This window comes from Citrobacter meridianamericanus (genome assembly GCF_041320245.1).
Lineage (GTDB): Bacteria > Pseudomonadota > Gammaproteobacteria > Enterobacterales > Enterobacteriaceae > Citrobacter > Citrobacter meridianamericanus.
Genome location: NZ_CP101036.1, coordinates 4,927,210 through 4,953,597, shown reverse-complemented (window position 1 = coordinate 4,953,597; position 26,388 = coordinate 4,927,210). Strand labels below are relative to the sequence as shown.

At 52.6% G+C, this 26,388-nt stretch carries 27 protein-coding genes; 19 read left to right on the top strand and 8 right to left on the bottom strand.

The features are described from left to right. Positions 1 to 39: 39 nt before the first annotated feature. The gene (locus NMD08_RS24080; protein ID WP_370619203.1) at positions 40 to 828 is read left to right on the top strand and encodes a phosphotransferase family protein; all 789 of its coding nucleotides are present in this window, start codon (positions 40 to 42) and stop codon (positions 826 to 828) included. An 87-nt stretch (positions 829 to 915) separates the two neighbouring features. Here the strand turns inward: NMD08_RS24080 and NMD08_RS24075 are convergent, their stop codons facing one another. Next, a complete protein-coding gene (locus NMD08_RS24075) occupies positions 916 to 1,077 on the bottom strand; it encodes a phage protein (RefSeq protein WP_003841416.1) in 162 nt (53 codons plus the stop codon). 103 nt (positions 1,078 to 1,180) lie between these two features. Here NMD08_RS24075 and NMD08_RS24070 point away from each other — a divergent pair, with 103 nt between their 5' ends. The 4 genes from NMD08_RS24070 to rluF all read left to right on the top strand — a co-directional run bounded on the left by NMD08_RS24070 (position 1,181) and on the right by rluF (position 3,212). Then, complete coding sequence (locus NMD08_RS24070; RefSeq protein ID WP_187254001.1) at positions 1,181 to 1,339, top strand: hypothetical protein; 159 nt, start codon at positions 1,181 to 1,183, stop codon at positions 1,337 to 1,339. Positions 1,340 to 1,469: 130 nt separating this feature from the next. Further along, positions 1,470 to 1,763 carry a type II toxin-antitoxin system CcdA family antitoxin gene (locus tag NMD08_RS24065; RefSeq protein ID WP_187253990.1) on the top strand — a complete coding sequence of 98 codons (294 nt, stop codon included), beginning with the start codon at positions 1,470 to 1,472 and terminating at the stop codon, positions 1,761 to 1,763. Next, the gene (locus tag NMD08_RS24060) at positions 1,763 to 2,080 is read left to right on the top strand and encodes a CcdB family protein (protein WP_252838894.1); all 318 of its coding nucleotides are present in this window, start codon (positions 1,763 to 1,765) and stop codon (positions 2,078 to 2,080) included. Before NMD08_RS24065 ends, NMD08_RS24060 begins: the two co-directional genes overlap by 1 nt. Before the next feature lie 250 nt (positions 2,081 to 2,330). Next, positions 2,331 to 3,212 (top strand): 23S rRNA pseudouridine(2604) synthase RluF, encoded by an 882-nt coding sequence (gene rluF / locus NMD08_RS24055; RefSeq protein WP_032948298.1) that lies wholly within the window; start codon positions 2,331 to 2,333, stop codon positions 3,210 to 3,212. Here rluF and NMD08_RS24050 read toward each other — a convergent pair. The 3 genes from NMD08_RS24050 to rtcR form a co-directional block, all read right to left on the bottom strand. Further along, positions 3,209 to 3,481: a DUF3811 domain-containing protein gene (locus tag NMD08_RS24050; RefSeq protein ID WP_003031655.1), complete on the bottom strand. Its 273-nt coding sequence runs from the start codon at positions 3,479 to 3,481 to the stop codon at positions 3,209 to 3,211. The genes rluF and NMD08_RS24050 overlap by 4 nt on opposite strands. Positions 3,482 to 3,578: 97 nt before the next feature. Further along, the gene (panS, locus tag NMD08_RS24045) at positions 3,579 to 4,520 is read right to left on the bottom strand and encodes a ketopantoate/pantoate/pantothenate transporter PanS (protein ID WP_151218085.1); all 942 of its coding nucleotides are present in this window, start codon (positions 4,518 to 4,520) and stop codon (positions 3,579 to 3,581) included. A 111-nt stretch (positions 4,521 to 4,631) separates the two neighbouring features. Further along, complete coding sequence (gene rtcR, locus NMD08_RS24040) at positions 4,632 to 6,212, bottom strand: RNA repair transcriptional activator RtcR (RefSeq protein WP_151218084.1); 1,581 nt, start codon at positions 6,210 to 6,212, stop codon at positions 4,632 to 4,634. A 448-nt stretch (positions 6,213 to 6,660) separates the two neighbouring features. Here rtcR and NMD08_RS24035 point away from each other — a divergent pair, with 448 nt between their 5' ends. After that, positions 6,661 to 7,788, top strand: coding sequence for a slipin family protein (locus NMD08_RS24035; RefSeq protein WP_286543720.1), 1,128 nt, complete (start codon positions 6,661 to 6,663; stop codon positions 7,786 to 7,788). Between the two features lie 5 nt (positions 7,789 to 7,793). After that, positions 7,794 to 8,579 (top strand): nucleotidyltransferase domain-containing protein, encoded by a 786-nt coding sequence (locus NMD08_RS24030; RefSeq protein ID WP_187260056.1) that lies wholly within the window; start codon positions 7,794 to 7,796, stop codon positions 8,577 to 8,579. Positions 8,580 to 8,621: 42 nt separating this feature from the next. On the opposite strand, the gene lysC is transcribed toward NMD08_RS24030, so the two are convergent. Then, positions 8,622 to 9,971 (bottom strand): lysine-sensitive aspartokinase 3, encoded by a 1,350-nt coding sequence (lysC, locus tag NMD08_RS24025; protein WP_151218081.1) that lies wholly within the window; start codon positions 9,969 to 9,971, stop codon positions 8,622 to 8,624. A 301-nt stretch (positions 9,972 to 10,272) separates the two neighbouring features. Between lysC and pgi the strand changes: the two genes are divergently transcribed. The 5 genes from pgi (at position 10,273) to NMD08_RS24000 (ending at position 16,185) form a co-directional block, all read left to right on the top strand. Next, positions 10,273 to 11,919: a glucose-6-phosphate isomerase gene (gene pgi, locus NMD08_RS24020; protein ID WP_370619199.1), complete on the top strand. Its 1,647-nt coding sequence runs from the start codon at positions 10,273 to 10,275 to the stop codon at positions 11,917 to 11,919. Between the two features lie 469 nt (positions 11,920 to 12,388). Then, positions 12,389 to 12,631, top strand: a complete 243-nt coding sequence (gene yjbE, locus NMD08_RS24015) for an exopolysaccharide production protein YjbE (protein WP_061382702.1) — start codon at positions 12,389 to 12,391, stop codon at positions 12,629 to 12,631. Positions 12,632 to 12,716: 85 nt separating this feature from the next. After that, entirely contained in the window at positions 12,717 to 13,355 is a 639-nt protein-coding gene (locus NMD08_RS24010; protein ID WP_279574285.1) for a YjbF family lipoprotein, read from the top strand. Further along, positions 13,352 to 14,089, top strand: coding sequence for a capsule biosynthesis GfcC family protein (locus NMD08_RS24005; RefSeq protein ID WP_151218078.1), 738 nt, complete (start codon positions 13,352 to 13,354; stop codon positions 14,087 to 14,089). Before NMD08_RS24010 ends, NMD08_RS24005 begins: the two co-directional genes overlap by 4 nt. Beyond that, positions 14,089 to 16,185 (top strand): YjbH domain-containing protein, encoded by a 2,097-nt coding sequence (locus NMD08_RS24000; RefSeq protein ID WP_151218077.1) that lies wholly within the window; start codon positions 14,089 to 14,091, stop codon positions 16,183 to 16,185. The genes NMD08_RS24005 and NMD08_RS24000 overlap by 1 nt, the downstream gene beginning before the upstream one ends. 34 nt (positions 16,186 to 16,219) lie before the next feature. Here NMD08_RS24000 and NMD08_RS23995 read toward each other — a convergent pair whose 3' ends face one another. Further along, positions 16,220 to 16,660: an acyltransferase gene (locus NMD08_RS23995; RefSeq protein WP_370619197.1), complete on the bottom strand. Its 441-nt coding sequence runs from the start codon at positions 16,658 to 16,660 to the stop codon at positions 16,220 to 16,222. Positions 16,661 to 16,798: 138 nt separating this feature from the next. Between NMD08_RS23995 and psiE the strand changes: the two genes are divergently transcribed. Further along, a complete protein-coding gene (gene psiE, locus NMD08_RS23990; RefSeq protein ID WP_003031674.1) occupies positions 16,799 to 17,209 on the top strand; it encodes a phosphate-starvation-inducible protein PsiE in 411 nt (136 codons plus the stop codon). 45 nt (positions 17,210 to 17,254) lie between these two features. On the opposite strand, the gene xylE is transcribed toward psiE, so the two are convergent. Beyond that, positions 17,255 to 18,709, bottom strand: a complete 1,455-nt coding sequence (gene xylE, locus NMD08_RS23985; protein WP_370620227.1) for a D-xylose transporter XylE — start codon at positions 18,707 to 18,709, stop codon at positions 17,255 to 17,257. A gap of 49 nt (positions 18,710 to 18,758) precedes the next feature. On the opposite strand from xylE, the gene NMD08_RS23980 reads away from it, so the two are divergent. Then, positions 18,759 to 19,456, top strand: a protein-coding gene (locus NMD08_RS23980) for an IS1-like element IS1B family transposase (protein ID WP_354689195.1) whose coding sequence is annotated in 2 segments (ribosomal slippage) — positions 18,759 to 19,008 and positions 19,008 to 19,456 — 699 coding nt in all. Because the reading frame shifts where the segments join, the coding sequence is not laid out codon by codon here. Between the two features lie 196 nt (positions 19,457 to 19,652). On the opposite strand, the gene malE is transcribed toward NMD08_RS23980, so the two are convergent. After that, on the bottom strand, positions 19,653 to 20,843 hold the full coding sequence (gene malE, locus NMD08_RS23975) for a maltose/maltodextrin ABC transporter substrate-binding protein MalE (protein ID WP_151218074.1): 1,191 nt from the start codon (positions 20,841 to 20,843) through the stop codon (positions 19,653 to 19,655). Positions 20,844 to 21,203: 360 nt separating this feature from the next. On the opposite strand from malE, the gene malK reads away from it, so the two are divergent. The 5 genes from malK to ubiA all read left to right on the top strand — a co-directional run bounded on the left by malK (position 21,204) and on the right by ubiA (position 26,374). Beyond that, positions 21,204 to 22,313 carry a maltose/maltodextrin ABC transporter ATP-binding protein MalK gene (gene malK, locus NMD08_RS23970; RefSeq protein ID WP_151218073.1) on the top strand — a complete coding sequence of 370 codons (1,110 nt, stop codon included), beginning with the start codon at positions 21,204 to 21,206 and terminating at the stop codon, positions 22,311 to 22,313. Between the two features lie 80 nt (positions 22,314 to 22,393). Continuing rightward, entirely contained in the window at positions 22,394 to 23,749 is a 1,356-nt protein-coding gene (locus NMD08_RS23965) for a maltoporin (RefSeq protein WP_151218072.1), read from the top strand. A gap of 113 nt (positions 23,750 to 23,862) precedes the next feature. Further along, positions 23,863 to 24,810 carry a maltose operon protein MalM gene (malM, locus tag NMD08_RS23960; protein WP_286541267.1) on the top strand — a complete coding sequence of 316 codons (948 nt, stop codon included), beginning with the start codon at positions 23,863 to 23,865 and terminating at the stop codon, positions 24,808 to 24,810. 180 nt (positions 24,811 to 24,990) lie between these two features. Next, positions 24,991 to 25,488, top strand: coding sequence for a chorismate lyase (ubiC, locus tag NMD08_RS23955; RefSeq protein ID WP_044715430.1), 498 nt, complete (start codon positions 24,991 to 24,993; stop codon positions 25,486 to 25,488). A gap of 13 nt (positions 25,489 to 25,501) precedes the next feature. Then, the gene (ubiA, locus tag NMD08_RS23950; protein WP_151218070.1) at positions 25,502 to 26,374 is read left to right on the top strand and encodes a 4-hydroxybenzoate octaprenyltransferase; all 873 of its coding nucleotides are present in this window, start codon (positions 25,502 to 25,504) and stop codon (positions 26,372 to 26,374) included. Positions 26,375 to 26,388: the final 14 nt, after the last annotated feature.

Genomic DNA, 26,388 nt, shown 5'->3' with positions numbered 1-26,388 from the left:
ACAAGAACAACCAATCCGCTAATTTTGAAGGGATAGTGCATGTCTGCCATGGGTTTATCCAAAATGGGCACTGCCAGAGTGGCTCTGAATACCAGTGATTGTGATCATATAGTTATAGAGAAGTGGCCTGTCAGCGAAGTTGAGTGGGCCTTTTATAAATACGTGGCAACAGAGCTTAATCAGGCAGAGGTTGCAACTCCTAAGCTCTTGTCTGCTGATGCAGCCTTACGCCAATTAAGTATGGAGTATATTCCTTATTCGGTTGAACAAGCCAATGTGGCCAATGATTATGCCATAGCTATGCTGGGCCGCCTGCATCGTTATCCTGCGCATTCTGAATGGCTTTATCACACTCATACATGGACAGAAAAAGCGTTAGAAAACTCTCTCGTGCTTTTGGCGTTACCAGAAAAAAGTGCACAGCAGCTACGACGATTTCAGCAATGTAGTAATGAGTTATTTGGCTACCAAAGCCTGGTTTCAGGCGACAGCAACGCAGGCAACTGGGGAATGAGAGAAAACGGTGATTTAGTTCTTTTTGACTGGGAAAGATTTGGCAAAGGGAGTCCTGCTATCGACCTGGCTCCCCTTATAAATGGAATGGGGAAAAAACAAATGTTTATGGCCCTTTCAGAACGCTATTGCAAGCTATCCTCCCACAAAAATATCATAGATCTGGCCAGAGAAATTGCTATAGCCAAAGCCTGGATTGTCACGGAAGTGATTACCCTACTTCAAAAGCGGAAAAAGGCTGCATTTCCCATTTATCTAAACTGGTATAGAGAGCATCTTCCAGACTGGTTAGACAACGTCAAAAAAATGTTATGAAGAATGAATTTAAAAAAATGCACTTTACCGGAATGTCCGCTCCTCGCTCTAAGCAGACCTCCAGAAAACGATACATAATGTCGATCGCTAGACTTCAATCCCTTTCTGCTTCAGTTCTTTTCTAATCACACGTTTAATCCAGGCTGCCAACGATTCATCGCCATCCTGCCGTTGTGCTTCTTCCATCGCTTTGCGCAGTTCCGGATCCAGACGGAATTGAAACGGGGGATTGCCTCTTCTTTCGTTCATGTGTGGTGACACCTTAATTACACAAGAGTGGTGTGGGTATGTGTGATGACACATTACGCTCACATATCAAAAATAACAACGCCCCGAAAGTGCGGGAACACGCATGCCGCAAGCTGATCTGCTTTATTTTCCACTCGCCGAGGCGTTCCGCCATCTTGATTGTCGCCATCTCACTACCGAAGAGAATCTGGTGCTGTCGTTCGGTTGTGAAGAGGCGCTGGCAGGGCTGTACCATACGCTGAGTTTTATGGGCGAAAGCTGACCAGCAACTGTTTGCCAGCGACCCCCTAAACTCATCTGGAAAGCGCCTCGCAGACTTCTTCTTCGGGACGTGACAGACCTGTGCAACCACCTTAGTGTGACATAATGATTTGTTGGTCTGGGAATAGGAAATGCTCGTTTATTACGCTAATCTTAGGCATGTCATGCGCACTGTTATGGGGGTTGTCATGCGCACTGTGTCTAAGGTAAAAAAATCAGTCAATGTCTCTCTGGCTCCAGAGATACTGGAAGAGGCGCGCAAGCTTAAAATCAATCTGTCAGCTGTTTTAACTGAAGCCCTAATCGAAAAATTTCGCGAGAACAAACGTGAAGAATGGTTGCGGGATAATAAAAAATCGATAGAAGCATTGAATCAATGGGTGGAAGAAAACGGTTCGTTCAGTGATTTTCAAAGGACATTCTGATGGAGCAGTATTGCGCTTATGAGAATACTGGCAGTGGAAAAAGCGTTTATCCGTTTTTAATTAGCTTACAGCATCCGGTGGCCGCTGTTTTGCAACATGTACTGGTTGCCCCCGTTATCGCGCTAAGCCAGTTCCCCAACGAAGTACCGCCAGCTAAAATTTGTCCTGTTGTTAATATTGGTGGGCAAGCCTATGTGGTGATGACGCATATGATGACAGGCATACCGGTGAAGAATATGGGTAACTGTGTGGGAGATCTGACCGCAAACAGGGCTGAACTTCGCGATGCGATTGATTTCCTGCTTAACGGTTATTAGAGCACCATGACGGGGCTGATTATGTTGAAAGGTGTGACGGATCACAAATAGCCCTCGGGCATTCGCGCACGATTATTTTTATCGCCCGCAAGGTAAGGTATATTTCGCTTTTAATACACAAAAGCATTCAAGTTGTATCAAGGCGGCAAGGGAACGAATTCCTGGGAGCATAGATAACTATGTGACCAGGGTGAGTGAGGGCAGCCAACGCAGAGACGGCTTGAAGGATGAAGTGTATACAGGAGAAATTATGCTGCCCGACTCATCCATCCGATTAAATAAATACATCAGTGAAAGCGGAATCTGCTCGCGTCGCGAGGCGGATCGCTTTATCGAACAAGGGAATGTCTTCCTGAATGGTAAACGCGCCACCATTGGCGATCAGGTGATGCCTGGCGACGTCGTAAAAGTGAATGGTCGGTTGATTGAGCCGCGTGAAGCGGAGGATCTGGTTTTTATCGCACTGAACAAGCCGGTAGGGATTGTCAGCACCACCGAAGATAGCGAACGCGACAACATTGTTGATTTCGTTAACCACAGCAAGCGCGTGTTCCCCATTGGCCGTCTGGACAAAGATTCCCAGGGGCTGATCTTTCTGACCAACCACGGCGACCTGGTGAATAAAATCCTGCGCGCCGGTAACGATCACGAAAAAGAGTATCTGGTGACGGTCGATAAGCCCGTAACCGACGACTTTATTCGTGGGATGGGAGCCGGTGTGCCAATCCTCGGCACCGTTACCAAGAAATGTAAGGTCAAGAAAGAAGCGCCGTTTGTGTTTCGCATCACGCTGATTCAGGGGCTGAACCGCCAGATCCGCCGTATGTGTGAGCACTTTGGTTATGAAGTGACGAAGCTTGAGCGCACACGCATCATGAACGTGAGTTTGTCCGGCCTGCCGCTAGGTGAATGGCGCGACCTGACGGATGACGAACTGATCGATTTGTTCAAGCTGATTGAGAATTCTTCTTCAGAAGCTAAACCGAAGGCGAAAGCGAAGCCAAAAGCCGCCACCGCAGGTATCAAGCGCCCGGTAGTGAAAATCGAAAAATCAGCGGAGAAAGAGAAATCGCGCCCGGCGGCAAACGGGAAGCGTTTTACCTCGCCGGGGCGTAAGAAGAAAGGACGTTAACGTCTGCCGCGCGTTGGCGTATTCGCCGACCAGGAGAATGACGCCTCTGAATCCGGTTTATAAGCCTGCTTTTTCTTCAACTGGCGGGCTTTTTTAGCTTCGGCTTCGCGCAAGGCCATCAGCTTATCGATGTACTCTTTCTTGATGCTGTTGGTCTCTGCGTTGGTCAGCAGTCGACCATGCGCAATGCGTGCGCGGTCAAGCAGCGTTTTCAGTTCACGCTGTTCGCGCTCAGTCATCTCTTTTTGGGTAATGCGGGGGAGTGCCATACGGGTGCCCTCTGTTAGCCGATACTCTCAGTGTACGGTAATCCTGGTCAGGCTGATAGCACTCAGGCCGGGTAAGCATGTGCTACCCGGCATTTTTTTAACTTTCCTTCACTGTTTGCTGTGGTTCTTTAGCAATCGGTTTACCGGACCAGTAACCCGCAAGCAGCGAACCAGAAAGGTTATGCCAGACGGAGAACAACGCGCCGGGCAGAGCGGCGAGCGGACCGAAGTAGATTTTGCCCAGCGCAGCGGCGAGGCCGGAGTTCTGCATGCCGACTTCAATCGCCAGTGTGCGGCAGGTGGATTCATCAAAGCCGAACAGTTTCCCGCCCCAGTAGCCGCCAAGCAGGCCAATGGTGTTATGCAGAATAACGGCGATAATTACCACAAAGCCGACCGACGCTATGTGCGACGCAGAACCTGCCACAACAGCGCTGATGATGGCCAGGATGCACACCATAGAAAACGCGGGCAGATACGGTTCTACGGCTTTTACGACGCGTGGGAACAGATGGTGAATGACCAGGCCCAAAGCAATCGGAATAACCACGATCTGCAGAATGCTCAGCAGCATACCCATCACATCTACCTGAATATGCGCGTCGACGTAAAGACGGGTGAGCAGCGGTGTGGCGACAACACCGACCAGCGTTGAAACCGATGAAATCGTCACGGAGAGCGCCACATCGCCCTTCGCCAGGTAAATCATTACATTAGATGCCGTTCCGCTGGCGACGCTACCGACCAGCACCATACCTGCGGACAGTTCCGGTGGCATATTAAAAGCCAGCGCCAAAATCCATGCGGCGAGCGGCATCACCAGATAGTGTAGAAAAATACCTGCCGCAACCGGCGCAGGGCGTGAGAGTACGCGTTTAAAGTCATCCACCTTCAGGTGCACGCCCATGCCGAACATAATCAGCATCAGTAACGATGGCACGAATGGCCCGACAGGCGTAAATGTGGAGGGCGTGTAATACGCAATAACAGAGAGCAGCAGCGCCCATAACGGGAACAGCCGCGTGAGAGTAGCGAGCATGTTGTATTCCTTGCGATTGAAATGTGTTGTGTTGTTATAAAAAAGCCGGGATCGAGCCCGGCCATAGTTATTGTGTATCGCGTGATGGAATATTATTCAAACAAATTATGTTTATGTTCCGCAGTGAATGTTTTCCCAGCTCAGCCCGAAACGCGCGAGATATTTGCGCAGGCGGTCCGCATCGTTAGGATTGGCTTTTTTCTGCCGCGAGACGGCGAACAGTTCGCGTCCGGCTTCCGACAGCGACGCGCAGCGGCGGCACACTTCCAGTACCGTTTCTAACTGGCGGCGATCGAACAGGTCAATGTCCATATTCAGTTCAGGCTGCGGAGTGGCTATCTGCCAACTCTCCTTTAGCAGCGCAATCTCTTCTTCGACAAGGGATAAGGTAATGCGACCTTGTTCGGCAAGTGTCGCCATGCGCGCGATGGATGAACTGAGTTCACGAAAGTTGCCGCGCCATTGCGCCTGCGGGGAGCAGGCAAACGCCAGATAGGAAGTGCGTGCCTCTTTATCGAAACGGATTTGCGTCTGCTTGTTGCTGGAAAAACGTTGCAGCTCATACTCGACGTTCGGCGCGATATCCTCCCGCCGCTGCGCGAGACCGGGCAGGGTGAAACTCCACATGTTGATACGCGCGTAGAGATCCTCGCGAAAACGGCCCTCAGCGACCCATTGCCGCATGTCGCGATGGGTGCCGGCAATCAGCTGAAAATCGCTGTGTACTTCTTTGTCCGACCCAAACGGGAAAAAGGTTTTTTCTTCAATCGCTTTGAGTAACATGGCCTGCTCGTCCAGCCCCAGCTCGGCGATCTCATCGAGAAACAGCACGCCGCCATCGGCCTCTCGCAGCAATCCGCTACGCGCCGTGAGCGCACCGGTAAACGCCCCCTTCACATGGCCAAACAGCGTTGACATCGCATTATCACCGCGCAGGGTCGCGCAGTTAACCGCCACCAGTTTTCCCGCCACCAGATGCCGCGACTGGCGTAGCTGAAAAATACGTTTCGCGAGGAAGGATTTGCCCGCGCCGGTAGGGCCGGTGAGCAGGATCGGGTCTGTTGAGCGCAGAGCTACCCGCTCAATGCGATCGATCAGTTTATTGAAAGTGGCGTTGCGCGTATCAATCCCGGCTTTCAGAAAGGATACCGACTGCTGCTGTTCGCGCTGAAAACGACTGGTGAGCGTGGCATAGCGGCTTAAATCGAGATCGATAACCGAGCAGACGCCAGCGGCGACGGCTTCATCTGATGAACCGCGTGGTGCCGGGCTGGTTTGCAACAGGCTGGCGGGCAGGTAACGCGCTTCCGTCAGCAAAAACCAGCAGATTTGTGCCACGTGAGTCCCGGTGGTGATGTGCACCAGATACTCTTCGTTTTCCGTATCAAACTCATAATGCGTGGCAAAGTCGAGAAACGCGGCGTAGACCTCTTCAAAGTCCCACGGATCGTTAATGGTAACGGTATGCGGGCGGACTTGGGTGTGCGGCGAAAGCAGCGCGACGTCTTCAATCAACCTTTGCGCCATGCTTTCATCGCGTGGCTGGTGGAGGAGTTCCAGCCTGTCGACAGGGAAATCGGGTTGTTGGCATAGCCCAACCGTGGGTCGCCATTTCTTAAACCGATTGGCCCGCTTGCCGCGCTTATCCAGCACCGTTCCCAGTACGCCAATCACTACCCGTTGCTTCTTCATGGTTTATCCAAAAAGATAAATAAGAGATTAAAAGATAAAAAAATAAACCCATCGAGACAACCGCCATGATTGGCGTAAATAATTAAAGCTATGAAAATCAATTAATTAAAAATTAATCATGCCTGTTTTAATTCCTGGCACGCTTCTGGCAATAACACTTGCGTCAATCACGCTGAAAGCGCAGGGGGTTAAACCCCGCCGGCACGTCAGGAACGGCACAGGTTGTTTTCCGGAAGTGTTCCGTCAGCCGATGACCACCAAACGGGTTCGATTCCCGATTCATTCTCCCAATGAAACTGGTTGTTAATCATAGAAATAAAGCGGAGCAATGCGCAGCTAGCACGCTCCAGAACAGGCTGCCGGTAAAGATGCCGTGCGGCAGGCAAAAGGGAATTCCCCTGCCGCTTCGCCCCTGCACCCGCGCCTGAACGATATTAAGGAATATAAAATGGCTAAGAAAATTACTATTCGTAAAGGCCAGCTTGGCCTGTTATCCCGACAGGGTGACTACTATCAGGTGCTGAATACAGGTGAACACCGTTTGCCATGGTTTAACACTCCGGACGTTCTGGTAATCAATACCGATGGCAGCGAAATTCCGGAAGCGCTCGCGGAGTATTTACGTCGCTTCCAGCCTACATGGGTGGAGCAGTACTGTGTGGTGGCTGATCTAACCGATACTGAAGCAGGTGCGCTGTATGTGAACGGCGTCTTGCAGGAAATTTTGCCACCGGCAACGCGCCGTCTGTACTGGCAGGCCGATGAAGCGCTGAAGCTGGTGCAGATAGATACACGTCAGGTTTTGGTTCCTGTTGATGTGATGAACGCGGTGTTACAGCCCCGTCGCAGCGGTGCGGTGAAAGGTCGCGAAGCGATCTTAACGGTGCAGGTTCCGGCGTGGCACGTCGGTGTACTGAAAATTGATGGTGAAACTCAGGCGCTGTTGCCGCCGGGGTTAACAGCATACTGGAAGGTAAATCATCTGATTGAAGCGGAAGTGGTGGATACCCGCTTGCAGGTGCTGGAGGTCGGCGGCCAGGAGATCCTGACCAAAGATAAGGTCAACCTGCGTTTGAACCTGGCGGCGAACTGGCGTTATAGCGATGTACTGCTGGCATTTGGTCAACTGACTAAACCGCTGGATCACCTTTACCGTGAGTTGCAGTTTGCGCTGCGTGAAGTGGTGGGAACGCGCACGCTGGACGAACTGCTGGAAGATAAACAGGTGATTGATGAGGTGGTGAGCGCGCAGGTGAAAGCCCGCATGACGCCGTTTGGTATCGAGGTGGCTTCGCTGGGGGTGAAGGATATTGTCCTGCCCGGCGATATGAAGGCCATTTTGTCGCAACTGGTTGAAGCGGAAAAATCCGCCCAGGCCAACGTGATCCGACGTCGTGAAGAGACTGCTGCCACGCGATCGCTGTTGAATACCGCCAAAGTAATGGAAAACAACCCGGTAGCGCTGCGCTTAAAAGAACTGGAAACCCTCGAAAGAGTCGCGGAACGGATCGATAAAATCTCGGTATTCGGTGGCCTCGACCAGGTGTTGCACGGTCTTGTGAACATAAAAGGATAAAAATAATGAGTTACAACACAGTGGACGGTGCAATGCGCGAACGGGTATTGCGCCAGCTAAAAGAGGTGGAGAAACGCTATAACGTCAGGGTGCTGTACGCCTGTGAGTCCGGCAGCCGTGGCTGGGGATTTGCCTCGCCAGACAGCGATTACGACGTGCGGTTCCTCTATGTTCATTCCCCTGAATGGTATCTGCGGATCGAAGCGCCACGTGATGTTATCGAGCTGCCGATAGATGATGAGCTGGACGTGTGCGGCTGGGAATGGCGCAAGGCGCTGGGGTTACTCAAAGGCGCAAACCCGACGCTTATCGAGTGGCTGGATTCGCCGGTGGTCTATCAGCAGGATGACGCGACCGTGTCGGCGCTGAAAGCGTTGGTGCCTGAATGGTTTTCCCCGCTGCGTGCCCGCTGGCACTACTATTCAATGGCGCGGAAAAACTTTCGCGGTTATCTGCAGGGCCACGACGTGCGATTGAAGAAGTACTTCTACGTCATTCGGCCGCTGCTGGCGGTACGTTGGGTGGAAGCGGGCAAGGGCGTACCGCCGATGCGTTTTGCCGAGCTGCTGGCGGGAAGTGAACTGGATGCGCCATTGCGTCAGGAAATCGACGAATTGCTGGCGCGCAAACAGCGCTCAGGTGAGGCTGAGTATGGTCCGCGTCGTCCATTGTTACATGCGTTTATCCGCACCGAACTGGAGAGAGGAGAAATTCCGCCGATCTTACCAGACAGCCGGGAGGGGAATGTCCGGACACTGGACCGACTATTATATGACACGGTGATGCGGTGAAAATGCCCGATGGTACAAGAGCCATCGGGCGTTAGCGTCTACTCACTCAAACAAATTATGGTGCAGCTTCTGTACCACTTGCTCAGCTTCGTTACCGGGCACCAGGAAGCACAGGTTATGGCTGGACGCGCCGTAGCAAATCATTCGAATGTTGAACGGCTCCAGTACGCCGAACACCTCTTTACCCACGCCGCAGGCTTTGGACAGGTCGTTGCCAATCAACGCCACCAGCGCCAGGCCTTCTTCGACTTCAACCCGACACAGGGCCGACAGTTCCATCAGCAGAGACTGCGTTAACAGCGTATCGCCGGTGGACGTTGAACCGGTGGTATCCAGCGTCAGCGCCACGCTGACTTCGGATGTGGTGATTAAATCGACCGAGATATTGTGGCGTGCCAGGATGCCGAACACTTCCGCTAAAAAACCACGAGAGTGCAGCATATTCAGGCTATGCAGTGTCAGCAGCGTCTGCTTACGGCGTAACGCCAACGCACGAAACAGTGGTGGATTCGCGGTTTTATTGCAGACCAGCGTACCGCCTGCTTTTGGCTCCTTACTGGAGCCAACAAATACCGGGATATCGCTACGTACGGCTGGCAACAGGGTTGCCGGATGCAGTACTTTCGCGCCAAAGGTCGCCATTTCTGCGGCCTCTTCAAAAGCGATTTCATCAATACGCTGCGCAGCCGGAACCACGCGCGGATCGGTAGTGTAGATGCCGGGAACGTCGGTCCAGATATCAACGCGCGTTGCGTGCAGCGCTTCGGCCAGCAGGGCGGCGGTATAATCGCTGCCGCCGCGTCCCAGCGTGGTGGTGCGGCCCTTGCTTTCACTGCCGATAAAGCCCTGAGTAATCACCAGACCTTCGCTCAGGCGCGGGGCCAGCTGGTGCGAAGCCAGTTCAGCCAGCGCCGCAACGTCGGGCTCTGCACGGCCAAAACGATCGTTGGTGCGCATCACTTTACGCACGTCAAACCACTGCGCTTGCACGTTGCGCTCACGCAGGATCTCGACGAATAGGAGGGTAGACATCAGTTCACCGTGGCTGACCAGTTCGTCGGTCAGCGCGGTTGAGGTCGCCAGTGACGCTGCTTCTGCCAGTGTGGTGATGTTCTCCAGCAAACGTTCGATCTCTTCACGAATGACGTTCGGATAACGCAGGCGTTCCAGAATATTGAACTGAATTTGACGAATGGCGTCGAGTTTTTCGAAGCGTTCGGTTGGCTCCAGACCTTCTGCCAGCGCGACCAGCAGGTTAGTAATACCCGCTGAAGCGGACAGCACCACTAAACGTACGTTAGCATCAGAAAGCACGACATCAGCGCTGCGATTCATGGCATCAAAATCCGCCACGCTGGTACCGCCAAATTTGGAGACAACTACATCAGTCATAACTACCTCGTGTCAGGGAATGAATAGAGCGACCATGGCACAAAGGCAGAACGGAAACCGGTGCAGGCGCAAATGCAAATACCGTATTTATAAATAAAATGTGTGGCCTGTACTGTCAACGCTGGGATTATGCGGATTTTTCATGCTGCGTTAACGCTGAGTAACAGTACTTATAACAGCTATACTTTTTAGCCACATTTGGCGGATGCCCTGGCAATGGCATTAAAACAATCACACTTTTCTGTGGCTGGCGTTACAATCGATCTCAGTCACAATTCTCAAAATCAGAAGAGTATTGCTAATGAAAAACATCAATCCAACACAGACCTCAGCCTGGCAGGCACTACAAAAACACTTTGAAGAAATGAAAGACGTTACTATCGCGGATCTGTTCGCGAAAGATAGCGATCGTTTCACTAAGTTTTCCGCGACGTTTGACGATCTGATGCTGGTGGATTTCTCCAAAAACCGCATCACTGAAGAAACGCTGGCTAAACTGCAGGATCTGGCAAAAGAAACCGATTTGGCCGGTGCTATCAAGTCCATGTTCTCCGGTGAGAAAATCAACCGCACTGAAGACCGTGCCGTACTGCACGTGGCGCTGCGCAACCGTAGCAATACGCCAATCATCGTTGACGGCAAAGATGTGATGCCGGAAGTGAACGCGGTGCTGGAAAAGATGAAATCCTTCTCTGAAGCGATTATCTCCGGCAGCTGGAAAGGCTATACCGGCAAAGCCATTACTGATGTCGTGAACATCGGTATCGGCGGCTCTGACCTCGGCCCGTTCATGGTGACCGAAGCGCTGCGTCCGTACAAAAATCACCTGAATATGCACTTTGTGTCGAACGTCGATGGTACGCACATTGCCGAAGTGCTGAAAAAAGTGAACCCGGAAACCACGCTGTTCCTGGTCGCTTCCAAAACCTTCACCACCCAGGAAACCATGACCAACGCCCACAGCGCGCGCGACTGGTTCCTGGCGACCGCTGGCGACAACAAGCACGTAGCCAAACACTTCGCAGCGCTGTCTACCAACGGTAAAGCGGTTGGCGAGTTCGGTATTGATACTGCCAATATGTTTGAGTTCTGGGACTGGGTTGGCGGTCGTTACTCCCTGTGGTCTGCAATTGGTCTGTCCATCATCCTGTCCGTAGGCTTCGACAACTTTGTTGAGCTGCTCTCTGGCGCGCACGCGATGGACAAACACTTCTCCACCACCCCGGCTGAGAAAAACCTGCCGGTGCTGCTGGCGCTGATCGGTATCTGGTACAACAACTTCTTCGGTGCCGAAACCGAAGCGATTCTGCCGTATGACCAGTATATGCACCGTTTCGCGGCCTACTTCCAGCAGGGCAACATGGAATCCAACGGTAAATACGTTGACCGTAACGGCAATGCGGTGGATTACCAGACTGGCCCAATCATCTGGGGTGAGCCGGGCACTAACGGCCAGCATGCGTTCTACCAGCTGATCCACCAGGGTACCAAAATGGTGCCGTGCGATTTCATCGCCCCGGCCATCACTCACAACCCGCTGTCGGATCACCATCCGAAACTGCTGTCTAACTTCTTCGCGCAAACCGAAGCGCTGGCATTCGGCAAGTCTCGTGAAGTGGTTGAGCAGGAATATCGCGACCAGGGTAAAGATCCGGCTACGCTTGAGCACGTTGTGTCGTTCAAAGTGTTCGAAGGTAACCGTCCAACGAACTCCATCCTGCTGCGCGAAATCACGCCGTTCAGCCTGGGTGCGCTGATTGCGCTGTACGAACACAAAATCTTCACTCAGGGCGCGATCCTGAACATCTTCACCTTTGACCAGTGGGGCGTTGAGCTGGGCAAACAGCTGGCGAACCGTATTCTGCCAGAGCTGAAAGATGGTTCCGAAGTGAGCAGCCACGATAGTTCTACCAACGGTTTGATTAACCGTTATAAGTCCTGGCGCTAATCTGCTTCTTCCTTCGAACCGCAGCGGTGTTGGCTGCGTTCGTTAACCCCGGGAACATAGCTATCTATGCTCCCGGGGATTAACGATCTTGCCGCCTTGCTGCAATTCGAATGAATTTGCAGATTACCTGTGATAGAAGCTGATATTATTATCAGCTTTTTTTATAAGATAATTCCACTTCTCCACGTTATTACCTAAAAATTTAATTGAGCTTAATCCTAAAATAATTTATTCACCGTTATCCTGTTTCTGATATTTTCAGATTTACCGGATATTGTGTTTTTACTATTATATTTTAACTATTTGAATTAATTTGTTTTTATTATTTGCTATTAATAATTTTTCCTCTCGTTATCTAATTGTCCTAAATTCCCTCTCGACCTAATTTACAAACTTCGCTTGTGTATACTCGATCTCGCCCGAAATTCTTTTGGGTAAATCTCCATTCATACAATGAAGGGAATTTGTGATGAAAAAAGTTCTGTATGGCCTTTGGGCTATATCTGCGCTTGCGGTGACCTCTGTCTATGCCGCCCCCGTTCAGGTGGGTGAGGCTGCAGGGTCGGCTGCCGCGTCGGTTTCGGCGGGAAGTTCCTCCGCGACCAGCGTGAGCACCGTAAGTTCTGCGGTGGGGGTTGCCCTGGCGGCGACCGGCGGCGGCGATGGTTCTAATACCGGAACCACCACCACGACAACCACCAGTACCCAGTAACACCAGTACGTAGCCCCTGAAGTATGACGGGGATTAACCATAACCACACTTCGGTGTGGTTATTTTGCCGCTGCGGAGAAACGTCGTGAAGCGACCAGCGCTCATAATGGTTTGCCTGTTACTACAGGCGTGCTCAGCCACCACCGAAGGGTTGGGGCATTCGCTGTGGGATAGCGTGTTTGGTACTCCCGGCGTACAGATGACGGACGATGAAATTCAAAACATGCCTTACGCCAGCCAGTACATGCAGCTCAACGGCGGTCCCCAACTGTTTGTGGTACTCGCGTTTGCAGAAAACGGACAGCAGAAATGGGTGACTCAGGATCGGGCTATTCTCGTCACGCAGCATGGGCGCATTGTGAAAACGCACCTTGGCGGGGACAACCTGATCGAGGTGAATAATCTGGCGGCAGACCCGCTCATAAAGCCAAATCAGATAGTCGACGGCGCAACGTGGACCCGCACGATGGGCTGGACCGAGCATCGGCAGGTACGCTATGCCTCCGCGCGCTCGGTTTTCACCTGGGATGGCGCAGACACCATCAAAGTCGGCAGCGATAACACGCTGGTACGGATCCTCGATGAAGAGGTCACCACCGATCAAACGCGCTGGCATAACCGCTACTGGGTAGATAGTGACGGCATGATTCGCCAGTCAGAACAGTATCTTGGCGCAGGTTTCTTCCCGGTGAAAACTACGCTGATTAAGGCGGCAAAACCATGATGAAACAAATGATTACTGCGCTGACATTCAGCCTGTGCGCGGCATCTGTTTTTGCTGTGGGCAGTGTAAAAGTGATCACGACAGGTAGCACAGAAGCAAAAACGCTGACCGGGGCTGAACATCTGCTCGACCTGGTCGGACAGCCGCGGTTGAGCAATAGCTGGTGGCCAGGCGCGGTTATCAGCGAAGAGCGGGCAACAACTGAGGCCCAACGTCAGCAGCAGGCATTACTGGCTCGCCTGGTGACGTTGGGCGCTGAAGCAAGCGGTGATGATGCTGGCGCTATCAACGCATTACGCCAGCAAATTCAGGCGCTGAAGGTGACCGGCAGGCAGACAATTAATCTCGACCCGGATGTAGTGCGTACCAGTGAGCGAGGCAACCCGCCGTTGCAGGGTAATTACACGCTGTGGGTCGGACCGCAGCCCACGGATATCACGCTGTTGGGTTTGCTAAGCCACTCGGGTAAACAGCCGTTTATACCCGGACGTGATGTTGCCAGCTATCTCGATGGGCAGCATCGGCTCAGCGGCGCGGATCGTAGCTACGCCTGGGTTGTCTATCCCGACGGACGCACACAAAAAGTACCGGTCGCCTACTGGAACAAACGTCATATTGAGCCGATGCCCGGCAGCATCATTTTTGTCGGGCTGTCGGACTCTGTCTGGAGCAGCACCCCGGATGAAATCAATGCCGACATTCTTCGCACCCTGACCCAGCGGATACCCGAATAATGAGAAAAACTTATCTGCTCAGCCTGTTGGCGCTGGGTATCAGCGCGGCCTGTCACGGTGAAACGTATCCTGCGCCGATTGGTCCTTCCCAGTCTGATTTTGGTGGCGTAGGGCTGCTGCAAACCCCAACTGCACGCATGGCGCGTGAGGGCGAAATGAGCCTTAACTACCGCGATAACGATCAGTACCGCTATTACTCTGCGTCGGTGCAACTGTTTCCGTGGCTGGAAACGACCCTGCGCTATACCGATGTGCGCACTAAAAAATACAGCAGCGTGGAGTCGTTTTCAGGCGATCAGACATACAAGGATAAGGCTTTCGACCTTAAACTGCGATTGTGGGAAGAGAGCTACTGGATGCCGCAGGTGGCGGTGGGCGCGCGCGATATTGGCGGAACCGGCCTGTTCGATGCGGAGTATATTGTGGCGAACAAAGCCTGGGGACCGTTTGATTTCTCACTCGGTCTCGGCTGGGGATACCTCGGGACCAGTGGTAACGTCAGCAATCCGTTTTGCTCATACAGCGATAAATTCTGTCATCGCGATAACAGTTACAAGCAGGCGGGTTCCATTGACGGCAGCCAGATGTTCCACGGCCCGGCGTCGCTGTTTGGCGGCGTGGAATATCAGACACCCTGGCAGCCGCTGCGTCTGAAACTGGAGTACGAGGGCAATAATTACCAGCAGGATTTTGCGGGCAAGCTGGATCAGAAGAGCAAGTTTAACGTCGGCGCTATTTATCGCGTCACCGATTGGGCCGACGTTAACCTCAGCTATGAGCGCGGGAACACCTTTATGTTTGGGTTCACGCTGCGGACTAACTTTAACGACTTGCGACCACACTATAACGATAACGCCCGTCCGAAGTATCAGCCGCAGCCGCAGGATGCCATCCTGCAACATTCGGTAGTGGCGAATCAGCTAACGCTGCTGAAATACAATGCCGGGCTGGCGGATCCTAAAATCCAGGTGCAGGGCGATACGCTGTATGTAACCGGCGAACAGGTGAAATACCGTGATTCGCGCGAGGGGATCGAGCGTGCCAACCGGATCGTGATGAACGATCTTCCAGACGGGATCCGCACGATCCGTATTACGGAAAATCGCCTTAACTTGCCGCAGGTGACGACCGAAACAGAAGTTTCCAGCCTGAAGCACCATCTGGAAGGCGAACCGTTGGGCCATGAGACTCAGCTGGCGCAAAAACGCGTGGAGCCGGTGGTGCCGAAAACGACCGAGCAGGGCTGGTATATCGATAAGTCGCGCTTCGATTTCCACATCGATCCTGTGCTTAACCAGTCGGTGGGCGGCCCGGAAAATTTCTATATGTATCAGTTGGGCGTGATGGGTACGGCGGATTGGTGGGTGACCGATCATCTGCTGACCACCGGGAGTTTGTTCGCCAACCTCGCCAATAACTATGACAAGTTTAACTACACCAACCCGCCGCAGGATTCGCATTTGCCGCGTGTGCGCACCCATGTACGTGACTATGTGCAAAACGATGTTTACGTGAATAACCTGCAGGCCAACTACTTCCAGTCACTCGGCAACGGGTTTTACGGACAGGTGTACGGCGGCTATCTGGAGACCATGTATGGTGGGGCGGGGGCAGAAGTGCTGTATCGCCCGCTGGACAGCGATTGGGCGTTTGGTGTTGATGCCAACTACGTGAAACAGCGTGACTGGCGTAGCGCGCAGGACATGATGAAATTCACCGACTACAGCGTGAAGACCGGGCATTTGACGGCGTACTGGAATCCTTCTTTCGCCCAGGATGTGCTGGTGAAAGCCAGCGTGGGTCAGTATCTGGCCGGGGATAAGGGCGGAACGTTGGAGATCGCCAAACGCTTCGACAGCGGTGTCGTGGTGGGTGGTTATGCGACTATCACTAACGCCTCGCCGGATGAGTATGGCGAAGGTGATTTTACTAAAGGGGTGTACGTTTCCGTGCCGCTGGATCTGTTCTCGTCAGGCCCAACCCGCAGTCGCGCGGCGATTGGCTGGACGCCGTTAACGCGCGATGGCGGTCAGCAGCTTGGGCGTAAGTTTGGTCTGTACGATATGACCAGCGACAGAAGTGAAAACTTCCGCTGACTGATGGCCGGATGCGACTTGCGCTCATCCGGCTCTATAAACGGCGCAATAATTTTGCCGGGTTTCCCGCATACACGCCTTTCTCGGTGATCGATTTGGTCACTACGCTGCCCGCGCCATCGCAGACAGTGACCGCCAGAATGGTCGCCCCGCTGCCGATCGAAACATCGTCGCCAATCGTAATGCGACCCCAGCTGTTGCGGTCGGCGTTGGGTTTTCCTCCGCGAAACATATCGTTGGCGAACATCACGCCATGCCCGATAAAACAGCGGGCGCCGAGGGTGACATATTCGCAGATGAAGGTATGCGACTGAATTTTGCTGTCTGCGCCAATCTGCGTGTTGCCCTGGATTTCAACGAATGGTCCGACAAAAACGTTGTCACCCAATATGCAATCGTAGAGATTGGCGGGTTCATAAATCACCACGTTCTCACCGCAGGTCACGTTGCGGATAGCAGATTGTCTTAGCTGCATAATTCATCCTGTGAAATGTATCGTGGTATTCATCATTCTCTGTTGACCTTTCTTGCACAAAACATAAACAAAAAATGTAGATCTCTGTCACATTTTTGCGTTATACAGGAACCTCGCCACTGAGTATGAGGTGCTGTTATGACGTCGCTATCTCGTCCGCGCGTGGAGTTTATCTCCACCATTTTACAGACCGTGTTGAATCTGGGACTGCTGAGTCTGGGCCTGATCCTGGTCGTATTCCTCGGGAAAGAAACGCTGCATCTGGCGGATGTGCTGTTCGCGCCGGAACAAACCAGCAAATATGAGCTGGTGGAAGGGCTGGTGGTTTACTTCCTGTATTTTGAATTTATCGCGTTGATTGTGAAGTACTTTCAGTCAGGGTTTCACTTTCCGTTGCGCTACTTTGTCTATATCGGGATCACCGCGATTGTGCGGTTGATCATCGTCGATCATAAAGCGCCGATGGATGTGCTGATCTATTCTGCGGCGATCCTGCTGCTGGTGATTACCCTGTGGCTGTGTAATTCCAAACGGCTGAAGCGAGAGTAAAAAACAACACGCCGCATTCGGGCTGCGGCGTGTTGATGGTCAGGGTTACTGCGCAGAGGCAGGTTTCGCTTTCTCTGCTGCGGGCTCCCACAGTTGTTCAAGTTCTTCCAGCGTTTTGCCCTTGGTTTCCGGTACGAACCGCCACATAAACAAGGCTGCCAGAATGCCCATACAACCGTAGATCCAGTAGGAAAAACCGTTGTGGAAATGGGAAACCAGCCACGAATTTTTGTCCATCATCGGGAAGGTCCAGGAAACGAAGTAGTTTGCCAGCCATTGAGCGGCAACCGCAATGGCGAGTGCCTTGCCACGAATCGCATTGGGGAAAATTTCGGCCAACAGCACCCAGCAAACCGGCCCCCAGGACATGGCGAATGCGGCGACGTAAAACAGCATCGACAGCAGCGCTATCAGCCCGGAAGCCTGGGTGTAAAACGCAGTACCGAGACTGAACATACCAATGGCCATACCTAAGGCGCCAATAATTTGCAGCGGTTTGCGACCAAATTTATCCACCGTCATGATCGCCAATACGGTAAAGCTCAGGTTGATCACGCCGACAATAATGGTCTGCAGCAGCGCCACATCGGTACTGGCTCCCAGCGTTTTAAACACCTCCGGGGCGTAGTACAGCACGACGTTGATACCGACGAACTGTTGGAAAATGGAAAGCATTACGCCGATGACGATAACGCCTGCACCAAACATCAGCAGGCGACCACCGGTTTTGCGACCATGTTCCAGAGACTGATTGATCTCCTGCATGGCCTGAGTGGCGAGTGTGCTACCCATAATCTTGCGCAGAATACCTTCTGCTTGTTCGTGTCGACCACGCGCCATCAGCCAGCGCGGGCTTTCTGGTACGGTGTACAGCAGCAGTAAAAACAGCAGGGCGGGAATACTTTCTGACGCAAACATATATCGCCAGCCATCGGTATTCAGCCAGTTAGCGTCGCCTGAACGCGCGATGAAATAGTTAACGCAATACACTAATAGTTGACCAAAAATAATGGCGAACTGGTTAAACGAGACCAGTTTCCCACGAATGTGTGCGGGGGCCAGTTCGGCAATATACATTGGTGAGAGCATCGAGGCTAAACCTACGCCAATACCACCAATGATACGATAAATAACAAATTCGGGAACGTATCCGGCCAAATAAACGGGTACGGCGTTATCTGGATTAATCGTGGTAAAGCCTAATTCAGGCCAGGCGGAACCAATACCGGAAATAAAAAAAAGCAGGGCCGCGATTTTCAGCGAGTCCCGACGACCAAAGCGGTTACTACAATAGCCGCCCAGCGCACCGCCGATGATGCAGCCAATCAACGCGCTGGCGACGCAAAAACCCAACAATGAGTTGGCGGCGGATTCACTTAAGTGTTGTGGAGCGACAAATACGGTATTTAAGGATTCTACCGTTCCGGATATGACAGCAGTGTCGTAACCGAATAATAGTCCTCCTAAAGTTGCGACTAATGTAATCGAAAAAATGGTGATGCTGCCAACTTACTGATTTAGTGTATGATGGTGTTTTTGAGGTGCTCCAGTGGCTTCTGTTTCTATCAGCTGTCCCTCCTGTTCAGCTACTGACGGGGTGGTGCGTAACGGCAAAAGCACTGCCGGACATCAGCGCTATCTCTGCTCTCACTGCCGTAAAACATGGCAACTGCAGTTCACTTACACCGCTTCTCAACCCGGTACGCACCAGAAAATCATTGATATGGCCATGAATGGCGTTGGATGCCGGGCAACCGCCCGCATTATGGGCGTTGGCCTCAACACGATTTTCCGCCATTTAAAAAACTCAGGCCGCAGTCGCTAACCTCGCGCATACAGCCGGGCAGTGACGTCATCGTCTGCGCGGAAATGGACGAACAGTGGGGATACGTCGGGGCTAAATCGCGCCAGCGCTGGCTGTTTTACGCGTATGACAGGCTCCGGAAGACGGTTGTTGCGCACGTATTCGGTGAACGCACTATGGCGACGCTGGGGCGTCTTATGAGCCTGCTGTCACCCTTTGACGTGGTGATATGGATGACGGATGGCTGGCCGCTGTATGAATCCCGCCTGAAGGGAAAGCTGCACGTAATCAGCAAGCGATATACGCAGCGAATTGAGCGGCATAACCTGAATCTGAGGCAGCACCTGGCACGGCTGGGACGGAAGTCGCTGTCGTTCTCAAAATCGGTGGAGCTGCATGACAAAGTCATCGGGCATTATCTGAACATAAAACACTATCAATAAGTTGGAGTCATTACCCAATCCTCTTTACGCTTTATCCTTCGCACTACCTCTTTGTTGGCTGCGGAAGCGCACCCCAGTCACTTACTTATGTAAGCTCCTGGGGATTTGCCTCCTTGCCGCCTCGATGTAGCGCGAATGCTTTCGCGTAACAACGTATTCAATAAACCTGATTCCCTAAGAAATAAGGGAAACCGTATTACTTGGTGATACGACCCTGCGCGTCTTTCAGTGCAGCATCAACTGTCTGACGACCGCTGGCGGCGTTGATCACTGCAGTACGAACGGCATACCAGAATGCAGACATCTGCGGGATGTTCGGCATGATTTCGCCTTTCTGGGCGTTATCCATGGTGGCCGCGATACGTGGGTCTTTGGCTAACTGATCCTGGAAGGATTTCAGCGCAACCGCACCCAGTGGTTTATCCTTGTTCACTTCATCCAGACCCTGATCGGTCAGCAGGTAGTTTTCGAGGAACTCTTTCGCCAATTCTTTGTTCGGGCTGGCAGCGTTGATACCGGCGCTCAGCACGCCAACAAACGGTTTAGACGGCTTGCCTTTGAAGGTTGGCAGTAGAGTCACGCCGTAGTTGATTTTGCTCTTGTCGATGTTCGACCATGCCCACGGACCGTTGATGGTCATCGCCGTATCGCCTTTGTTAAAGGCGGCTTCGGCGATGGAATAGTCGGTATCCGCGTTCATGTGTTTGTTCTTGATCAGGGAGACCAGGAAGGTCAGACCCGCTTTCGCGCCGGCGTTATCCACGCCCACGTCTTTCACATCGTACTTGCCGTTTTCAAACTTGAATGCATAACCGCCGTCGGCGGCAATCAGTGGCCAGGTGAAGTACGGTTCTTGCAGATTGAACATCAGCGCGGATTTACCTTTCGCCTTCAGCTCTTTATCCAGTGCAGGAATTTCTTCCCAGGTTTTCGGTGGGTTTGGCACGAGGTCTTTATTGTAAATCAGCGACAGCGCTTCAACCGCGATCGGGTAGGCGATCAGTTTGCCGTTATAGCGCACGGCATCCCAGGTGAACGGATAGAGCTTGTCCTGGAATGCTTTGTCTGGCGTGATTTCAGCCAGCAGGCCAGACTGAGCGTAACCGCCAAAACGGTCATGCGCCCAAAAAATGATGTCCGGGCCGTCACCGGTTGCGGCAACCTGAGGGAATTTCTCTTCCAGTTTGTCCGGGTGCTCAATGGTGACTTTGATACCGGTGTCTTTTTCGAATTTTTTGCCCACTTCAGCGAGGCCGTTATAGCCTTTGTCGCCGTTAATCCAGATAACCAGCTTACCTTCTTCAATCTTGGCGAGAGCCGAGGCGGAAAACATCATCGTCGTTAATGCGGACAATGCGAGGATGCGTGCGCCAGTTTTGATTTTCATAGTTCCCATCCTGTTTGGTGATTTTGCAGAGGTGGCTTAACGGTGACTAGTTTCTTTATACGACAACCTCTTTCCATCCTCCTTACCCCTACGCCCCACCCACTCTTTATGTGATCTGTGTTACATAAATGTGAGTATTGCGTACTGGCGCACATAAAAACCCACCGATTTTTGCAGGCTGCATCACGAAATTCCTCTGAAGCAGGAGGGCCGGGTCTCAGACGCTGCTCTCTCATCCTCCCGCCTCCTCCCCCATAAAAAAGCCGGGGGGTGGAGGATTCACGCCATCAAGGGATAACGCATAGTCAGCCCATCATGAATGTTGCTGTCGATGACAGGTTGTAACGAAGGGAGAAGGGCATGGCGAGCGTACAGCTGCGTAATGTAACGAAAGCCTGGGGTGACGTGGTGGTATCAAAAGATATCAATCTCGACATTCACGAAGGGGAGTTCGTGGTGTTTGTCGGACCGTCAGGCTGTGGTAAGTCGACCTTGCTGCGTATGATCGCCGGACTTGAAACCATCACCAGTGGCGACCTGTTTATCGGTGAGACCCGGATGAACGACATTCCGCCCGCCGAACGCGGCGTGGGCATGGTCTTTCAGTCCTACGCGTTGTATCCCCATTTATCCGTTGCGGAAAATATGTCGTTCGGCCTCAAGCTGGCTGGCGCAAAAAAAGAGGTGATGAACCAGCGCGTGAATCAGGTGGCGGAAGTTCTGCAACTGGCCCATCTGCTGGAGCGTAAACCGAAAGCACTTTCCGGCGGACAACGTCAGCGCGTGGCGATTGGTCGTACGTTGGTCGCTGAACCGCGCGTATTTCTGCTCGATGAACCTCTCTCCAACCTCGATGCAGCACTGCGCGTACAGATGCGCATTGAAATTTCCCGTCTGCATAAACGTCTTGGCCGCACGATGATTTACGTCACCCACGATCAGGTCGAGGCGATGACGCTGGCCGACAAAATCGTGGTGCTGGATGCGGGGCGCGTGGCGCAGGTTGGTAAACCGTTGGAGCTGTACCATTACCCGGCTGACCGCTTTGTTGCCGGGTTTATTGGCTCGCCGAAGATGAACTTCCTGCCGGTGAAAGTTACCGGGACGGCCATCGATCAGGTGCAGGTTGAACTGCCCAACCGCCAGCAAATATGGCTGCCGGTAGACAGCCACGCGGTGCAGGTTGGCGCCAACATGTCTTTAGGTATCCGTCCGGAGCATTTGCTGCCCAGTGATATCGCCGATGTCACCCTCGAAGGTGAAGTGCAGGTGGTCGAGCAGCTTGGTCACGAAACACAAATTCATATCCAGATCCCCGCCATCCGTCAAAACCTGGTTTACCGCCAGAACGACGTGGTGTTGGTACAAGAGGGTGCCACATTCGCTATCGGCCTGCCGCCAGAGCGTTGCCATCTGTTCCGTGAGGATGGCACTGCATGTCGTCGGTTGCATCAAGAGCCGGGCGTTTAAGGCCCCCATAAAAAAAACGAAACGCAAAACTATCAAGTCGATGCGTTTAGAGAAAAGCAATGATCTCAGGAGATAGAACGATGATTACTCTGCGCAAACTTCCTCTGGCGGTTGCTGTGGCGGCAGGCATTATGTCTGTTCAGGCAATGGCTGTGGATTTCCATGGTTATGCACGTTCCGGCATAGGCTGGACGGGTAGCGGCGGTGAACAACAGTGTTTCCAGGCAACCGGTGCTCAAAGTAAATACCGTCTTGGTAACGAATGTGAAACCTATGCGGAAATCAAATTAGGTCAGGAAGTGTGGAAAGAAGGCGATAAGAGCTTCTACTTCGACACCAACGTAGCCTACTCTGTGGCACAACAGAATGACTGGGAATCGACCAGTCCGGCATTCCGTGAAGCCAACGTGCAGGGTAAAAACCTGATTGAATGGCTGCCAGGCTCCACTATCTGGGCCGGTAAACGTTTCTATCAGCGTCATGACGTCCACATGATCGACTTCTACTACTGGGATATTTCAGGTCCTGGCGCTGGTATTGAAAACATCGATCTGGGCTTCGGTAAACTGTCTCTGGCCGCCACCCGTTCTCAGGAAGCTGGGGGGTCTTATACCTTCAGTAGCCAGAATATCTACGACACCTCTAAAGATACCGCGAACGACGTATTTGACGTACGTTTAGCGCAGATGGCTACTAACCCTGACGGCATGCTGGAGCTGGGTGTGGACTATGGCCGCGCGAATAAAACCGACGGTTACAGCTACGCGGATGACGCAACGAAAGATGGTTGGATGTTCACCGCAGAACACACCCAAAGCATGCTGAAAGGCTATAACAAATTTGTTGTTCAGTACGCGACTGACGCCATGACAACGCAAGGTAAGGGCGGCTCGCAGGGGACTTACGGCTCTACCTTCGATACGCAGGTATCTCCAGATGCACCTGTCATCCATCATGTTGACAACAACATCAATAACAACGGTAGCCTGGTACGCGTACTTGACCACGGTGCAATCTCTCTGGGCGACAAGTGGGACCTGATGTACGTCGGTATGTATCAGAACATCGACCTGGATAACGACCTGGGTACCGAATGGTACACCGTCGGTATCCGTCCGATGTACAAATGGACGCCGATCATGAGCACCTTGCTGGAAGTCGGTTACGACAACGTCAAATCTCAGCAAACTGGTGATCGCAACAGCCAGTACAAAATCACCCTGGCGCAACAGTGGCAGGCGGGCGACAGCATCTGGTCTCGCCCGGCAATCCGCGTCTTCGCAACCTATGCCAAATGGGATGAAGAGTGGGGTTACGTGAAAAATGGCGACAAAGTTTCTAAATATGCCGCCGCAACCAACTCTGGTATCAGCACAACCAGCCGTGGCGACAGCGATGAGTGGTCCTTCGGTGCCCAGATGGAAATCTGGTGGTAATTCAGCACTAATCTGACGTAAAGACCGAAAGAGGGGCGCCAGCCCCTCTTGATTACGGTTTAGCGCGCTATTGCCTGGCCACCGCTGAACCCATGCTATCTGAGGTGATAACAATGAAAATGAAGAAAAGTCTCGTTGCCCTTTGTTTATCTGCAGGGTTATTTGCCAGCGCGCCTGGCATCAGCCTGGCCGATGTAAATATTGTTCCGCAGAACACCACCGCGGCTCCAGCTATTCCCACTGCTGCGCTACAACAGTTAACCTGGACGCCGGTTGATCAATCCAAAACCCAGTCGACACAGCTAGCGACAGCGGGTCAGCATCTGGATGTTGCTGGTATTACTGGCCCAGTCGCTGCGTACAGTGTACCCGCGAATATTGGTGAGTTAACCCTGACGCTGACCAGTGAAGTCAACAAACAAACCAGCGTATTTGCACCAAACGTTTTAATTCTTGATCAGAACATGACGCCATCTGCGTTCTTCCCCAGCAGTTATTTCACTTATCAGGAACCCGGCGTGATGAGTGCCGATCGCCTGGAAGGAGTCATGCGTCTGACGCCTGCGCTGGGCCAGCAAAAACTCTATATGCTGGTCTTTACCACGGATAAAGATCTCCAGCAGACCACGACCCTGCTTGACCCGGCAAAAGCCTATGCCAAAGGTGTAGGGAACGCGATTCCGGATATTCCAGACCCGATTGCCCGTCATACCACCGACGGTCTGCTGAAGCTGAAAGTCAAAACCAGCTCCTCTTCCAGTGTTCTGGTTGGGCCGCTGTTTGGTTCATCCGGCCCTGGCCCTGTCACGGTTGGCAATACCGCCGCGCCTGCGGTGGCCTACGCGGCCCCGGCTGCAACAGTGGCTACTCCAGCGCCACAACCGGTGAAGAAAAGTGAGCCAATGCTAAATGACACGGAAAGTTATTTTAACCAGGGCATTAAGGATGCCGTGGCGAAAGGCGATGTCGATAAAGCGCTGAAGCTGCTTGATGAAGCTGAGCGTCTGGGATCCAAATCCGCCCGATCCACCTTTATCAGCAGTGTAAAAGGCAAGGGGTAAACATTTCCCCGCAGTGCTGATTTTGCAACAACTGGTGCGTCTCCTGGCGCACCTTTTTTTATCCTTCGGTGCTAATTGTTACACTTATGTTGCTTTGACGATCACTTAATTGTGTTTGCTCACCCCGTAATGCATTTTCTGCGATACAATGCCTTCAGGTTATAAATCGGAGAGTAAGGCATGCCACACCCTGCGTTAACGCAACTGCGTGCGCTGCGTTATTTTGATGCGATTCCGGCGCTGGACCCGCAACTGCTCGACTGGTTGTTACTGGAAGATTCCATGACTAAACGTTTTGAGCAGCAGGGAAAAAAGGTTACCGTCACGTTACTTCGCGAAGGATTTGTTGGGCAAAATGAGGTGGCTGAAGAACTGATGCTGCTGCCGACAGAACCCCGTTATTGGTTGCGTGAAATCCTGCTCTGCGCGGACGGTGAACCCTGGCTTGCCGGGCGCACAGTGGTGCCTGAATCAACTTTGTGCGGCCCTGAACTGGCCTTACAAAACCTGGGAAAAACCCCACTTGGGCGCTACCTGTTTACGTCATCGACATTGACCCGAGATTTTATTGAGATTGGCCGTGATGCTGCGCTGTGGGGGCGACGTTCCCGCCTGCGGCTGAGCGGTAAGCCGCTGATGCTTACCGAACTTTTCCTACCTGCATCGCCGTTGTACTGAGAGGAAGATAAAGATGGAGTGGAGTCTGACGCAGAATAAGCTGCTGGCGTTTCACCGCTTGATGCGTACGGATAAGCCAATCGGCGCCTTACTGCTGCTCTGGCCTACGCTATGGGCATTGTGGGTGGCGACCCCAGGCATGCCGCAACTGTGGATCCTGGCGGTATTTGTCGCCGGCGTTTGGTTAATGCGCGCCGCCGGATGCGTGGTGAATGATTATGCCGACAGGAAATTTGACGGACACGTTAAACGCACCGCGAATCGACCGCTGCCGAGCGGGGCCGTCACCGAAAAAGAAGCCCGAACGCTGTTCGTCGTATTGGTATTGCTCGCCTTCCTGCTGGTTTTAACGCTCAACACAATGACCATTATGTTGTCCGTTGCGGCGTTAGCGTTGGCGTGGGTTTACCCGTTTATGAAACGCTATACGCATTTGCCGCAGGTGGTGCTGGGGGCGGCGTTTGGCTGGTCTATTCCGATGGCGTTTGCTGCCGTGAGCGAGTCTGTGCCGCTGAGCTGCTGGCTGATGTTCCTCGCCAACATTCTCTGGGCGGTGGCCTATGACACCCAGTATGCGATGGTTGACCGGGATGATGACCTGAAGATTGGCATTAAATCGACCGCGATCTTGTTTGGTCAAAACGACAAGCTGATCATTGGTATTCTGCAGGTGGGCGTGCTGGTGCTGATGGCGCTGGTGGGCTGGCTAAACGGGCTGGGGCTGGGCTATTACTGGTCACTGCTGGTGGCGGGTGCGCTGTTTGTGTATCAGCAGAAGCTGATCGTTAATCGTGAACGGGATGCCTGTTTTAAAGCGTTTATGAACAATAACTATGTAGGGCTGGTACTGTTTTTAGGACTGGCGATGAGCTACTGGCATTTTTGAGTTTGGCTTAGCCT